10 protein-coding genes are annotated in these 14,144 nt (G+C 72.2%); 7 read left to right on the plus strand and 3 right to left on the minus strand.

Annotated features, from left to right (window positions below):
- Positions 1–6 precede the first annotated feature (6 nt).
- The 5 genes from AB0C28_RS33880 to rhaS all read left to right on the plus strand — a co-directional run bounded on the left by AB0C28_RS33880 (position 7) and on the right by rhaS (position 6,764).
- On the plus strand, positions 7–1,764 hold the full coding sequence (locus AB0C28_RS33880; RefSeq protein WP_358079989.1) for a glycoside hydrolase family 15 protein: 1,758 nt from the start codon (positions 7–9) through the stop codon (positions 1,762–1,764).
- A 279-nt stretch (positions 1,765–2,043) separates the two neighbouring features.
- Entirely contained in the window at positions 2,044–3,552 is a 1,509-nt protein-coding gene (locus tag AB0C28_RS33885; RefSeq protein WP_358079990.1) for a sugar ABC transporter ATP-binding protein, read from the plus strand.
- A 52-nt stretch (positions 3,553–3,604) separates the two neighbouring features.
- Positions 3,605–4,645 carry an ABC transporter permease gene (locus AB0C28_RS33890; protein WP_357854110.1) on the plus strand — a complete coding sequence of 347 codons (1,041 nt, stop codon included), beginning with the start codon at positions 3,605–3,607 and terminating at the stop codon, positions 4,643–4,645.
- Positions 4,635–5,621 (plus strand): ABC transporter permease, encoded by a 987-nt coding sequence (locus AB0C28_RS33895; RefSeq protein ID WP_357854113.1) that lies wholly within the window; start codon positions 4,635–4,637, stop codon positions 5,619–5,621. Before AB0C28_RS33890 ends, AB0C28_RS33895 begins: the two co-directional genes overlap by 11 nt.
- 51 nt (positions 5,622–5,672) lie before the next feature.
- Positions 5,673–6,764, plus strand: coding sequence for a rhamnose ABC transporter substrate-binding protein (gene rhaS, locus AB0C28_RS33900; RefSeq protein WP_358079991.1), 1,092 nt, complete (start codon positions 5,673–5,675; stop codon positions 6,762–6,764).
- Between the two features lie 63 nt (positions 6,765–6,827).
- On the opposite strand, the gene AB0C28_RS33905 is transcribed toward rhaS, so the two are convergent.
- Positions 6,828–7,835 carry a transglycosylase SLT domain-containing protein gene (locus AB0C28_RS33905; RefSeq protein ID WP_358079992.1) on the minus strand — a complete coding sequence of 336 codons (1,008 nt, stop codon included), beginning with the start codon at positions 7,833–7,835 and terminating at the stop codon, positions 6,828–6,830.
- A gap of 235 nt (positions 7,836–8,070) precedes the next feature.
- Between AB0C28_RS33905 and AB0C28_RS33910 the strand changes: the two genes are divergently transcribed.
- Positions 8,071–10,434 (plus strand): serine/threonine-protein kinase, encoded by a 2,364-nt coding sequence (locus AB0C28_RS33910; protein WP_358079993.1) that lies wholly within the window; start codon positions 8,071–8,073, stop codon positions 10,432–10,434.
- Here the strand turns inward: AB0C28_RS33910 and AB0C28_RS33915 are convergent.
- On the minus strand, positions 10,405–11,805 hold the full coding sequence (locus AB0C28_RS33915) for a cation:proton antiporter (protein WP_358079994.1): 1,401 nt from the start codon (positions 11,803–11,805) through the stop codon (positions 10,405–10,407). The genes AB0C28_RS33910 and AB0C28_RS33915 overlap by 30 nt on opposite strands.
- Positions 11,806–12,063: 258 nt before the next feature.
- The gene (locus AB0C28_RS33920) at positions 12,064–13,239 is read right to left on the minus strand and encodes an ROK family transcriptional regulator (protein WP_357854128.1); all 1,176 of its coding nucleotides are present in this window, start codon (positions 13,237–13,239) and stop codon (positions 12,064–12,066) included.
- Between the two features lie 194 nt (positions 13,240–13,433).
- Between AB0C28_RS33920 and AB0C28_RS33925 the strand changes: the two genes are divergently transcribed.
- Positions 13,434–14,144 (plus strand): aldehyde ferredoxin oxidoreductase N-terminal domain-containing protein (locus tag AB0C28_RS33925; RefSeq protein WP_358079995.1); only part of this gene is annotated, 711 nt, incomplete at its 3' end.

Raw genomic sequence — 14,144 nt, forward strand, 5'->3', positions numbered from 1 at the left:
CTAAGCATGCGGATCGAGGATTACGCCCTGATCGGAGACATGCAGTCGGCCGCGCTCGTGGGGAGAGACGGTTCGATCGACTGGCTCTGCCTGCCCAGGTTCGACTCCCCCTCATGTTTCGCGGCGCTGCTGGGCAGCGAACGCAACGGGCACTGGTGGCTCGGGCCCACCGGCAGGAAGCCGGCCACCAGACGCCGCTACCGTCCTGACACTCTCATCCTGGAGAGCGAGTGGGACACCCCCACGGGCACGGTCCGCGTGATCGACTTCATGCCGCCGCGCGACCGCAACCCCGACGTGGTGCGCATCGTCGAGGGCGTCTCCGGCACCGTGGAGGTCTCCACGCAGCTGCGGGTGCGCTTCGACTACGGCCGGATCGTGCCGTGGGTGCGCCGCACGGACGGGCATCTGCAGGCGATCGGCGGGCCCGACTCGGTGTGGCTGCACTCCCCCGTGCCGCTCAAGGGCGGCGACTACGCCCACCGGGCCACGTTCACCGTCAAGGAGGGCGAGCGGCTGCCGTTCGTGTTCACCTGGCACCCCTCGCACGAGCAGATGCCGCCGCAGATCCACTGCGAGGACCAGCTGGCCGACACGGAGGCCTACTGGACGGACTGGGTCTCCAAATGCACCTACCAGGGGCCGCACCGCGAGGCCGTGGTCCGGTCGCTGATCACGCTGAAGGGGCTGACGTACGCCCCGACGGGCGCCATCGTGGCCGCGCCGACCACGTCCCTGCCCGAAGACATCGGCGGCGTGCGCAACTGGGACTACCGCTTCTGCTGGCTGCGTGACGCGACGCTGACGCTGGACGCGCTGATCAGCTCCGGCTACCTGGAGGAGGCGGCCGACTGGCGGGCGTGGCTGCTGCGCGCCATCGCCGGCCGGCCGCAGGACCTGCAGATCATGTACGGCGTCGCCGGCGAACGCCGCCTGCCCGAGCTGCGCCTCGACTGGCTCGACGGCTACGAGGACTCGCGCCCGGTGCGCATCGGCAACGAGGCGGTCAGGCAGCTGCAGCTCGACGTCTACGGCGAGGTGATGAACTGCCTCTACGTCTCGCGCAAGAGCGGCCTGTCGCCCGACGAGCGGGGCTGGACCATCCAGCGCCAGCTGCTCGACTACGTGGAGGACCACTGGCGGGAGCCGGACGAGGGCCTGTGGGAGGTGCGCGGCCCGAGGCGCCACTTCGTGCACTCGAAGGTGATGTGCTGGGCGGCGCTCGACCGGGCCGTCAAGTACGTCGAGAACTTCGGTCGCAGCGGCCCGGTCGACAAGTGGCGCGCGCTGCGTGACGTCATCCACGCGGAGATCTGCGACAAGGGCTTCGACCGGGAGCGCAACACCTTCACGCAGTCGTACGGCTCCTCCGAGCTGGACGCGGCGCTGCTGATGATCCCCATGGTCGGCTTCCTGCCCGCCGACGACCCCCGCGTCGTGGGCACGGTGGCGGCGATCGAGAAGGAGCTGATGTCCGAAGGGTTCGTGCTGCGTTATCCGCTCGCCGAGGACAACAACGTCGACGGCCTGTCGGGCGGCGAGGGCGCGTTCCTGGCGTGCAGCTTCTGGCTGGTGGAGGTGATGGCGATGCAGGGGCGCAAGCAGGAGGCCGAGGAGCTGTTCGAGCGGCTGCTGGCGCTGCGCAACGACGTCGGGCTGCTGGCCGAGGAGTACGACACGCGCTACGACCGCCTGGTCGGCAACTTCCCGCAGGCGTTCAGCCACGTCCCCCTGGTGCACGCCGCCCGCGCGCTGTCGTCCTGAGGCGCCGTCGTTCTGAAGCGCCGTCGTTCTGAAGCGCCGTCGTTCTGAAGCGCCGTCGTTCTGAAGCGCCGTCGTTCTGAAGCGCTGCCCGCGCTGGGGAACTTTCCGCGTCGGCCTGCTTTCCCTCGCCAGCCTGCTTAAAACGTGTCAAAGCCCGAGCATTGCCCGCTTCCCGAGACCTTGACGAGCCCCACGGGAGCAAATTACGGTCCGGGCAAACGGCGGAACGTAAAACGTTTTTTACGTGAAGGGCACAGACATGAAAGCAGGAGCTGTCAGGTGAGCGAGCCGGCGCCGGTCCTGGCGCTGGTCGAGGTGAGCAAGGCGTTCGGCGCGGTGCGGGCGCTCGCGGGCGTGAGCCTGGAGCTGCGCGCGGGCGAGGTGCACGCCCTGGCGGGCGAGAACGGGGCGGGCAAGTCCACCCTGGTCAAGACGTTCGCGGGCGTGCACAGGCCGGACTCGGGGCGGATCCTGCTCGACGGCGAGCCGGTCGTCTTCCACGGGCCGGCCGACGCCCAGCACGCCGGCATCGCGGTCATCTACCAGGAGCCGACGCTCTTCCCCGACCTGTCGGTGGCGGAGAACATCTTCATGGGCCGGCAGCCGCGCGCCGCGCTCGGCCGGATCGATCGCAGGACGATGCACGCGCGGGCCGCCGAGCTGTTCGCCCGGCTGGGCGTCACCCTCGACCCGCGCCGGCCCGCCCGCGGCCTGTCCATCGCCGACCAGCAGGTGGTGGAGATCGCCAAGGCCATCTCGCGGGACGCGAAGGTGCTGATCATGGACGAGCCGACCGCCGCGCTCACCGCGCAGGAGACCGCGCGGCTGTTCTCGGTGGTCAGGGCACTGCGGGAGCACGGCTGCGCGCTGCTGTTCATCTCGCACCGGCTGGAGGAGATCTTCGAGCTGTGCCAGCGGGTCACGACGCTGCGCGACGGGCGGCTGGTGGCCAGTGAGCCGGTCGCCGGACTGACGGCGGACGACCTGGTCAACCGGATGGTCGGCCGCGAGCTCGACCTCTACCCCAAGCAGGACGTCGCCCCCGGCGAGGTGGTGCTGAAGGTGTCGCGGCTGACCCGCGAGGGCGCGTTCGCCGACGTGTCCTTCGAGGTGCGGCGCGGCGAGATCGTCGCGCTGGCCGGGCTGGTCGGCGCGGGCCGCACCGAGGTGGCGCGGGCGATCTTCGGGATCGACCGGCCGGACGCGGGCGAGGTCGTGGTGGACGGGCGGCGGCTGCGGCCCGGCAGCCCCATCGCGGCGATGGCCGCCGGGCTCGCCCTCGTGCCCGAGGACCGCCGCCAGCAGGGCCTGATCATGGAGATGTCCATCGAGCGGAACCTGGGGCTGACCCGCCTGCGCGCGCTGCGCCGGGGCCCGTTCGTCTCGCGGGCGCTCGAACGCGCGCACGCCCGCGACTGGGCGGTGCGCTTCCAGCTCAAGTACGGCAGGACCGACGACGCGGCCGGCGTGCTGTCGGGCGGCAACCAGCAGAAGCTGGTGCTGGCCAAGTGGCTGTCCACCGAGCCGGCCGTGCTGATCGTGGACGAGCCGACCCGGGGCATCGACGTCGGCACCAAGGCCGAGGTGCACCGGCTGCTGTCGGAGCTGGCCGCACAGGGGCTGGCCGTGCTCATGATCTCCTCCGACCTGCCCGAAGTGCTGGCCATGGCCGACCGGATCCTCGTCATGCACGAGGGCAGGCTGGCCGCCGAGCTGCCCGGGGGCGAGGCCACCGAGGAGTCGGTCATGACCGCCGCCACCGGGCGGCGCGGAAAGGACGCCGCATGACCCCGCCCGCCGGCGCGTCAACCGAGGACGCCGCACCATCCGAGGAGCGCGCATGACGGCGCTCACCACCGCGCCGTCCGCGCGGACCAAGGCGGGACGCGAGCGGAGCCTGCTCGACCTGGTGCTCCGGGCCAGGGAGCTGAGCATCCTCGGCGTCCTCGTCGTGCTGGTGGCCGTCACCACCGCCGTCAACCCGGCGTTCCTGTCCGTCCAGGGCGTCGAGGACATCTTCCTCAACGCCTCGATCCTGGCGCTGCTGGCCATCGGGCAGACGCTCGTGGTCATCACCCGCAACATCGACCTGTCGGTCGGCTCGGTCGTCGGGCTGGTCGCGTTCGTCACCGGCGACCTCGTCTCGGCGCAGGGCGGCAGCATGACGCTCGCGATCCTGGCCGGGCTGGCCATCGGCGTGGCGTGCGGGCTGGTCAACGGCCTGCTGGTCAGCCTGTGCGGAGTGCCGGCGCTGGTCGTCACCCTGGGCACGCTCTACGTGATCCAGGGCATCGACCACTTCGTCGCCCACGGCAGGCAGATCAACGCCGCCGACGTGCCCCAGGGGCTGCTGGACCTCGGCAGCGGGAACGTGCTCGGCGTGCCGTACCTGCCGATGATCGCGGTGCTGGTGATGCTGGCCGTCGGCTACTACCTGCGCTCCTATCCCTCGGGCCGGGAGTTCTACGCGATCGGCTCAAGCCCCGAGGCCGCCCGGCTGGCGGGGGTGCCGATCCGGCGCAGGGTGCTGACCGCGTACGTGGTGAGCGGGCTGCTCGCCGGCGTCGGCGGGGTGCTCTGGCTGGCCAGGTTCGGGACCGTGATCGCCGACAACGCCCACGGCTGGGAGCTGAAGGTGGTCAGCGCCGTCGTCGTCGGCGGCGTGGCCATCGTGGGCGGCGTCGGCACCGTGTACGGCGCCGCGCTCGGCGCGCTGCTGCTCACCACGATCGGCAGCGTGCTGGTCGTGCTGAAGGTCAACTCGTTCTGGCAGGACGCGCTGATCGGCGCCCTGCTGTTGCTGGCCATCAGCGTGGACCGGCTGCTCGCGCTGCGGATGACCAGGATCCTGCGCAGGAGGAACGCCCGCCATGCCACGTGAAACCCGGGATCTGGGCCGGTTCGTCCGGTGGGACGTCGTCGTCACCGCCCTGCTCGTCGTGGTCTTCTTCGGCGGCCTCGGCGCGGACGCGAACTTCGGCAACGCCGACAACCTGTCGTTCGCGCTGAACGACCTGAGCGAGATCGCCCTGATCGCGCTGCCGATGACGCTGCTGGTGGTGTGCGGGCAGGTCGACCTGTCGGTCGCCTCGGTGCTCGGGCTGGCCAGCGCCATGACGGGCTACCTGTGGGACGCCGGGATGCCGTTCGAGACGATCGTGCCGCTGGTGCTGGTCACCGGCGTGGCGTGCGGGCTGGTGAACGGGCTGCTGGTGACCCGGCTGGGACTGCCGTCGCTGGCCGTCACCATCGGCACGCTGACGCTCTATCGCGGGCTGGCGTACGTGGTGCTCGGCACCGGCGCGGTCTCGCAGTTCCCGCCGTCGTACTCGGCCTTCGCCGGAAACGTGCCGGGCACGCCGATCCCGTACCCGGTGGCGCTGTTCGCGGTGCTGGCGGTGGTGACGGGGCTGGCACTGCACGCGACCGGGTTCGGGCGTTCGCTGTTCGCCATCGGCAGCTCCGAGGACACGGCGTTCTTCGCCGGCATCCGGGTCAAGCGGATCAAGCTGCTGCTGTTCACGCTGTCCGGGGTGGTGGCGGCGTTCGCCGGGATCGTGTTCACGCTGCGCTACGGCAGCGCCCGCGCCGACAACGGCGCCGGTCTGGAACTGACGGTCATCGCCGCCGTGCTGCTCGGCGGCGTGGACTTCGACGGCGGCAAGGGCACGCTCGGCGGGGTGATCGCCGGAGTGCTGCTCATCGGGGTGCTGCGCAACCTGCTCATGCTCAACGACGTCACCACCGAGATCCAGGCCGTCGTCACGGGCCTGCTGCTGATCGTCTCGGTGCTCACCCCCCGGCTGATCTCGATCGTCCGCCGGGCCCGCGCGCGACCGGCCAGGTCGGCCGCCTGATCCCTTGTGCTTTCCCGTCCCCCGCCACTCCCCCGGAAAGGTTCGCCACCAGTGAGCAGAAGATCACGATTCGCCCGCGCCTGGCTCACGGCCACGGCCGGCGCGCTCGCTCTCAGCCTGACCGCCTGCGGCGGCACCACGAAGGAGTCGGTGGCCAGCCAGGCACCCGCCGCCTCCGCCTCCGCGTCCGCCCCGGCCTCCGCGAACCCGGGCGCGCCGCTCAAGGAGGGACTCAAGCTGGCCTTCCTGCCCAAGCAGATCAACAACCCGTACGAGACCATCGTCGACGACGCCGGCATCGAGGCGGCCAAGGAGTTCAAGGGCGAGGCCAAGGAGGTCGGCCCGTCCGACGCGTCGGCCTCCTCGCAGGTCTCCTACATCAACACCCTCGCCCAGCAGAGCCAGGACGCCATCCTCATCGCGGCCAACGACCCCAACGCCGTGTGCGGCCCGCTCCAGCAGGCCCGCCAGAAGGGCATCAAGATCGTCGCGTACGACTCCGACACGAGCAAGGAGTGCCGCGACATCTTCATCAACCAGGCCAGTTCGGAGGACGTGGGCCGCAGCCAGGTGCAGCTGCTGTCGGAGCTGATCGGCGGCGAGGGCGAGATCGCGATCCTGTCGGCGACCGCCAACGCCACGAACCAGAACACCTGGATCGAGTTCATGCAGGACGAGCTGAAGAAGCCCGAGTACGCCAAGATGAAGCTGGTCAAGATCGCCTATGGTGACGACGACGACCAGAAGTCCTTCCAGCAGACGCAGGGCCTGCTCGCGGCCTACCCCGACCTGAAGGGCATCATCTCGCCCACCACCGTCGGCGTCTCGGCCGCCGCCCGCTACATCTCCAGCTCCAAGTACAAGGGCAAGGTCACGCTGACCGGTCTCGGCACCCCGAACCAGATGCGCAAGTTCGTCAAGGACGGCACCGTGGCGAAGTTCGCGCTGTGGAACCCGAAGGACCTGGGCTACCTGGCCGCGTACGCCGCCGCCGCGCTGGCCTCCGGGCAGATCACCGGCGCCGAGGGCGAGAAGTTCACGGCCGGGAAGCTGGGTGAGCGGACGGTCGGGGCCGACGGGGAGATCATCCTGGGCCCGCCGTTCACGTTCGACAAGTCCAACATCGACGAGTACGACTTCTGACGAGCCCAGGCCGTTGACGCTGGGGGCCGCCCCTCTCCTTGGCGGGGCGGCCCGGGGGCGGTGTCAGGGGCCGGTCAGGCGGCGTTCGCCGGCCGTGGTGAGCACGAACACCTGCCAGCTGTAGTAGGCGTAGTAGGCGCGCGGGTCGCGCTTGATCTGGCGGGAGTGCGCGAGGATCGCGTTCACGTACGCGCGCGACGGGTTGTAGGCGTGCAGGGCCCGGCGGTAGTCGCGCGGGGCGCCGGTGGCCTTGAGGTAGTTGGCCGCCCCCATGACGGCGTCGCGCGGGTTCTGGACGTTTCCGCCGAGCCCGTACGCCTTCCAGGTCGCGGGCATGAACTGCATCGGCCCCTGCGCGCCCACGTAGCTGTCGGACCTGACCCGGCCGAACTTCGTCTCCGCGAACATGACCGCCGCCAGCACCTCCCACTCCACCCCGAACCGGCGCTCGGCCTTCTTGAAGTAGCCGAGCAGCTCGCCGGCGGGGCGGGCCTTCTGCGTCTTGAAGACGGCGGAGGGCTTGATGGGCCGGGCCAGGGCGAGCAGCTCGCGGATCGCGGCGGTGTTGTCCTTGGCCTGGGAGGCCAGGGCGGCGGGCAGGCGGGCGAAGGCGCGGGCGGCGAGGTCGGGGTGGCGGGCGGCGTAGCGGTAGACGCGCTGCTGGTAGAGGGCGAGCAGCTCGACGTCGCGCGGCGGGCCGCCCTTGGCCGTGCGGCCGCTCTTCGTCCAGGCGTCGATGGCGTCGTTCAGCTTGGCGGTGGTCTCCTTCAGCGCGGTGGCCAGGGCCCCGGCGCTCGTGGGGATCTTCGCGCCGGGCGCCGGCAGGTCGTCGGCCTGTGCCGAGGTCGCGCCTGAGGTCGCGTCCGAGGTCGTGTCTCTTGAGGTCGCGTCGCCCGCGGCGCCCCCGGACGAGCCGGTGGGGGACGTCGCGGGCGGGCGTTCCGCCGGGGCGCTCGCGGCGGGCGTCCCGCAGGCCGCCGTGGCGATGAGCACGGCGAGCGGTGCGGCGACCGTGGCGAGCTGTGCCGGGCCGCGGCGGCGGGGTCGCGGTTGCTTCGGGGGTGCCTCCATGGACAGGCAACCTACCGGGTACGGCGCCGCGTCCCGCACTTCCGCGGGCCGACGTGTCGCGGGCGGCGCGGCCGGGCCCGCCGGGCCGGGGCGCGAAACGGCACGTCGTCCCTCCGGCAGGTGCACTTTTTGAGAAACTGTCCGGAGTTGCGGTGAACGGTGCCCATGCGCGTTGCTCGTATGAGTCCGTCCTGGTTCGGGACATTCGCGGAAATTCGGGGGAAAGAGGAGACGCATGACGGGAACGCGCCCGCTCCGGCCGTCGGACCCCGAGCGGGTCGGCGCCTACCGCCTCGTCGGCGTGCTCGGCTCTGGCGGGCAGGGCGTCGTCTACCGGGGCGTGTCCGAGTCCGGGCGTGAGGTCGCGGTCAAGCTGCTGCACAGCCATCTGGCCCAGGACGCCACCATGGCGCGCGGGTTCCTGCGCGAGGTGGAGGCGGCGCGGCGGGTGGCCGCGTTCTGCACGGCGGCCGTGCTGGACGTGGGGATGCTGGACGAGCGGCCGTACATCGTCAGCGAGTACGTCCCCGGCGAGACGCTGCAGACGCTCGTCCGCACCTCCGGGCCGCGTTCGGGCGGGGCGCTGGACCGGCTGGCGATCTCGACCCTGACGGCGCTGGCCGCGATCCACCAGGCCGGGATCGTGCACCGCGACTTCAAGCCGGCCAACGTCCTGATGGGGCCCGACGGGCCGATCGTCATCGACTTCGGCATCGCCAAGGCCCTCGACGCCACGACCCGCACGTCGGGGGTGCTGGGAACGCCCGCGTACATGTCGCCCGAGCAGTTCCGGGGCGAGCGGGTGGGGCCCGCCTCGGACCTGTTCAGCTGGGCGAGCTCGATGGTGTACGCGGCCACGGGGCGCGCGGCGTTCGCCGGGGACACGATGGTCGTCGTCATGAACGCGATCCTGAACGAGCCTCCGGACCTGCGGGGGGTGCCGGAGCGGCTGGCGGGCCTGGTGGAGTCCTGCCTGGCCAAGGACCCCGCCGCCCGCCCCGCCCTCACGGACGTGCTGCGAAATTTGATCCGCCAGTCCGGCCCCACCACCCCCGGCAACGGCATCCCGCCGGTGGACGGCATCCCCTCGACCGGCGCCCCCACCTTCAACACCGAACCAGGCACCCCCGGCACACCGGTCAACAGCGACACACCCCACGCAACCGGGCTCGCGACCCACGGCGCGTCGGACGCCACCGACGGACCGGATGACGGTGGCGGGCTTGCCGTGAGCGACGGGCAGGGCGTCTCCCGGAGCCCGGAAGTCGGCGGCGCGCCCGGAGCCGGTGGCGGGCCGGGTGACGCTCGCGGGCCCGGAGTCGGTGGCGGTGTGGGGCGTGACGAGGGGCCGGGTGGGCGGACGGTCAGTCGGAGGGTGTTGATCGGTGGGGGTGCCGCTGCTGTGGCGCTTGGGGTGTCGGCGTTCGCTGTGCTGCGGGCTGGGAGTGGGCGGCAACAGCCCGTCGGTGGTGGGCGGACGCCTGTTGGTGCCTCACCTGCTCATGGGTCGCCCAGCCCCAGTGAGGGCGGGCCCGTGTCCCCGAGCGGTGGCGCGTCCCCGACCGGGGAGGTCACTGCGGCGGGTGACGCTACTCCCACTGCCGGGGCCAGTCAGGCCGTGACCGCCGAGCCGTTCGGGACGCCGGTCACCGACCTGACCCCGCTGCCGGGGCGCGGCGTGGGTGGGTCGGCCGCGCTGGCCGCCGCCGAGGGAGTCGTGGTGTGCGGCACCGACAAAGGGCTCGTCTTCGGATGGACCCCGGGCACGACTCCCGTGCGGCTCGGTGACGGTGGCGGGCCGGTGGCGGCGGTGGACGTGGGGAGTCTGAAGGGCCGGACGGTCGCGGCGTCGGGGCACGACGACGGCAGGATGCGGCTGTGGGGCCTGGCGGGCGAGAGCCTGGCGAGCCACCGGGTGAGCGACCCGATCATCGGCGTCACGGTGGCAGGCAGGGCGTACGCGGTGTCGCAGAAGTACGACGGCATGAAGGACCTGTACAGCGTCGTGCGCCTCTGGGACGTCTCCACGGGCAAGCGGATCGGCGCGCCGATCACCGCGCACTTCCAGGGCATCCGCGGGATGGCGTTCGGGCGCGCGGGCAAGGACGACGTGCTCGTCACGGGCGACGGCGGCGAGCGGATCCGGGTGTGGCGCCTGTCCTCCGCGACGATGCTGCGTACGTTCACCACCGGCGAGATCGGCGGCGTCGAGCACCTGGCCTGCGGCGAGCTGAACGGCAGGCCGATCCTCGTGTCCACCCACCTGGACGCCACCCTGCGCGTGTACGACCTGACCACCGGCAAGCGCAGGAAGCGGTGGTCGTTCAGCCGCCAGAGCCCCGATGACCGGTTCGCCACCGCCCTGGCCATCGGACTGGCCGGCAAGGTGCCGGTCGCGGCCGTGGCGCACGCACCGGCGGGTGGCGAGAGCTTCGTCCGCGTGTGGGACCTGCGCGACGGTGACGTCATCGGCGTGCTGGGCGCGGGCGAGGGCGGCGCGATCCGCCGGCTGGCCGTGACGGAGCAGGACGGCAGGCCGGTCATCGCCGGGGCCGACGAGGACGGCTCCTTACGGTTGTGGAGCCTGGGCCGGCCCTGAGGCGTCGTCACGGCTCCCGTCGTCATGGGTCTTGTCGTCCTGGGTCCCGTCGTCACGGCTCCCCTTGTCACGGGTCCCGTTGTCACGGCCCGCGTCCTCACGCCTCGCGTTCTCGCTGCTCGCGTCGTCGCGGATGGCGCCGTCGCGGATGGCGTCCACGCGGTTCATGACCGGGGTGGCGGTGAGGCCGTGCAGCACGACCGAGACCATGACGGTGAACCCGGTCACCGCCCACAGCTCCTCGGCCGGCACCCCGAAGTCGGCCTGCCCCAGCGCGTACGCGAGATAGAACAGCGACCCGATCCCCCGGATGCCGAAGAACGAGATCACCAGCCGCTCCCTCGGCCCCGCCCGCCCGCGCCACTGGACCAGCCATCCGGTCAGCGGCCGGATCACCAGCAGCAGCAGGAGCCCGACGGCGGCGCCGCGCCAGGTGAGCGCGGCCAGGCCGCCGGTGGCGACGAAGCCGCCGAGCAGGAGCAGCAGCCAGGCGGTGAGCAGCCGTTCGATCTGCTCGACGAAGCCGTGCAGCACGTTGTTGTAGCCGTGCCCGTGCTCGGCGCCCCTGATGGCGCACGCGGTGACGAAGACGGCGACGAAGCCGTACCCGTGGGCGAGCTCCGTCACCCCGTACGCGAGGAGCGTGGCGGCCAGTGCGACGAAGCCGTCCCGCCGCTCCGACAGCCGCAGCCGTTCGGAGCTCGCGCGGAAGAACAGCCGCCCGAGCAGGCGGCCGATCAGCAGCCCGAGGACGAGTCCCGCGGCGGTCCGGTACAGGACGTCCAGCAGGGCCCACTCCCCCAGCCGGCCCGCTCCCGCCGCGCCGGCGACCGCGATGGCGGCGTACACGATGGGGAAGGCGAAGCCGTCGTTGAGCCCGGCCTCGGAGGTGAGGGCGAAGCGGACCTCGTCGTCGGCGTTCTCGGCGTCCACGGGCTCGCCCACGTGCACGTCCGAGGCGAGCACCGGGTCCGTCGGGGCCAGCACGGCCCCGAGCAGGAGCGCGGCGGCGATCGGCCAGCCGGGCAGGGCCATGGCCGCGACCGCCACGCCGGCCACGGTCAGCGGCATGGCCAGGCCGAGCAGCCGCCACGTAGTGGACCAGCGGCGCGGTCCCGCGCGGCGATTGATGGCCAGGCCCGCGCCCATGAGGGAGATGACGACGCACAGCTCGGTGATGTGCTCCAGCGCGGTGCGGTGGGCGATCGGGTCGGGGTCGGGCAGGCCGATGGGCAGCGCGAACAGCGCCAGGCCGGCCAGGAGGTACACCAGGGGCAGCGACAGGGGGCGGCGGGCGAGCACCTCGGGCAGGATCGCGGCGAGCAGGGCCGCGGCGCCGCCGAGGGCCAGGAGGAGGTCGAGGGTGGACATCACCGCTCACCCTGCCCACAAGATCATAGATCATCCTTCCACTTCGCCTCGCGGCTACGCCTCCCTGGCCGCCCATTCGGGGCCCATGCGGTGGAGGAAGGGGCTCCGGTCGCGCGGGAGGGGTCCACAAGCGCTGGGGCCGGACGATCGCGGTGGCGGGCGGGTGAGGGCAGCCGACGATCTTGCCGGCGACGGTCAGCCGGCGGTCTGCCGGCGATCTCGCCGGGGGCCGTCAGCCGGCGGTCTGCCGTTCGACGGTCAGCCGGCGATCTGGCGGTCGATGGTGGACGGGGCCAGGACGTGCTCGGCGACCATGACGGCCGCGCCGACGATCCCCGCCCGGTCGCCCAGTTCGCTGGCCCTGATCGCGAGATGCTGCGTGGCCAGCGGCAGCGACCGGCTGTAGATCGTCTCCCGTACGCCCGCCAGCACCTGCTCCCCCGCCTCGGCCACGTCGCCGCCGAGCACGATGACGGAGGGGTTGAAGAAGTTCACGATCGAGGCCATCACCGCGCCGACCTCGCGCCCGGCCTGACGGACCAGCCGGGTGGCCGTGAGGTCGCCCGCGCGCATCAGCGCCACCACGTCCCTGCTGCCTGCCGCCTCGATGCCCGCCGCGCGCAGCGCCGCCGCCATGGACGCGCCGCTCGCCACCGCCTCAAGGCAGCCGGCGTTGCCGCACCTGCACGGGGCCCGTGAGCCGGCGACGCGGATGTGGCCGACGTCGCCCGCCGCGCCCTGCGCGCCCCGGTGCAGCCGGCCGCCGGAGACGATCCCCGAGCCGATGCCGGTGCCGATCTTGACGTAGATCAGCGGGTCCACGGCCGGTCCCGCGGCCCAGTGCTCGCCCAGGGCCATGATGTTCACGTCGTTGTCGACCAGGACGGGCGCGCCGAGCCGGCCCTGGAGCCACTCGGGCACCGCGAAACCGTCCCAGCCCGGCATGATCGGCGGGTTGACCGGGCGGCCTGAGCCGTGCTCGACGGGGCCGGGGAGCCCGACGCCGACGCCGCACACCTGCGCGGGATCGCGTCCTGCGGCGGCCAGCAGTTCGTCCAGGATGTCGGCCACCCGGCACAGGGTGCGCTCGGGCCCCCGGTCGACGGGCAGTTCGGTGGCCACTTCGGCGAGCACGTTCATGGACAGGTCGAGGACGGCCAGGCGGGCGTGGGTGGCGCCGAGGTCGGCGGCGAGCACGAAGCGGGCGCCGCCGTTGAAGGCGAAGACCCCGGCCGGGCGGCCTCCCGAGGAGATCGAGCCCTCGCCTGCCACGACCCAGCGCTGATCGATCAGGCCGTCGAGCCGCTGGGTGACCGTGGATCTGGACAGTCCCGTCAGGCGGGCCAGCTCGCCGCGGGTCCGGGCCCGCCCGTCCCGCAGGATCGCCAGCAGCGCCCCCGCCCCCACGCCCTGGCCGTTGGCACCGCTTGGCATGCGCCTACCTTACTTCGAATATCAGCCGACTTATGTTGACAAGAAGTAAAAGTCAAGATCTCTTGCCGTGATGCGGGCCGGACATATGTGGCGGCCGAAGCCCCGCCACCCACCGGTGGTGAAGGTTGCGTCTGTTACATGATGTGTGATGTTGTGCCGATCCCGGTCCACTTTCCGCCCCAGGAGGCTTCACCGTGCCGTTCATCGTGGATCTGACCAGTGGAAACGTCGAGAGGGAAGATCGCACCCAGGAGAAGGGGCACTATGGCGGGACCGTTCTGGGGCTGCGGTTGATGACCGAGCGGACGGCGCCGGGGCTGGATCCGTACGATCCGGGGACGCTCCTGTACGTGGCGGCCGGCATGCTGGGCGGGACCGCGGCCCCCGGGCTGGCCAAGGCCGTGTTCCTGGCCAAGTCGCCGTTGACCGGGGTCGCCGGGGAGGCGCACGCGCTGGGGCCGTTCGCGGCGGGGATGCGGGCGGCGGGGGCCAGGGCGCTGGCCGTGCTCGGGCGGGCGGAGCGGCTGTCGTACCTGCTGGTCCGGGACGGCGAGGTGACCCTGCACGACGCCGGCGAGCTGCGCGGGCTGGGCGTGGCCGCCACGACCGACGCGCTGCGGGCCAGGCACGGCGAGCGCGCCCACGTGGCGGCGATCGGGCCGGCCGGGGAGAACCTGGTCCGGTACGCGAGCGTGGTCACCGACCACGCCTTCGCCGCCGGGCGCTACGGCCTCGGCGCGGTCTTCGGCGCCAAGAACCTCAAGGCGATCGTGTGCGCCGGTGACGCGCCCGCCGACGTGGCGGACCCTTTGGCGGACCCTTTGGCGGACCCTTTGGCGGACCCTTTGGCGGACCCTTTGGCGGACCCTTTGGCGGACCCTTTGGCGGACCCTTTGGCGGACCCT

The sequence above is a fragment of the Nonomuraea sp. NPDC048892 genome (assembly GCF_040649735.1).
GTDB classification, from domain to species: Bacteria; Actinomycetota; Actinomycetes; order Streptosporangiales; family Streptosporangiaceae; genus Nonomuraea; species Nonomuraea maheshkhaliensis.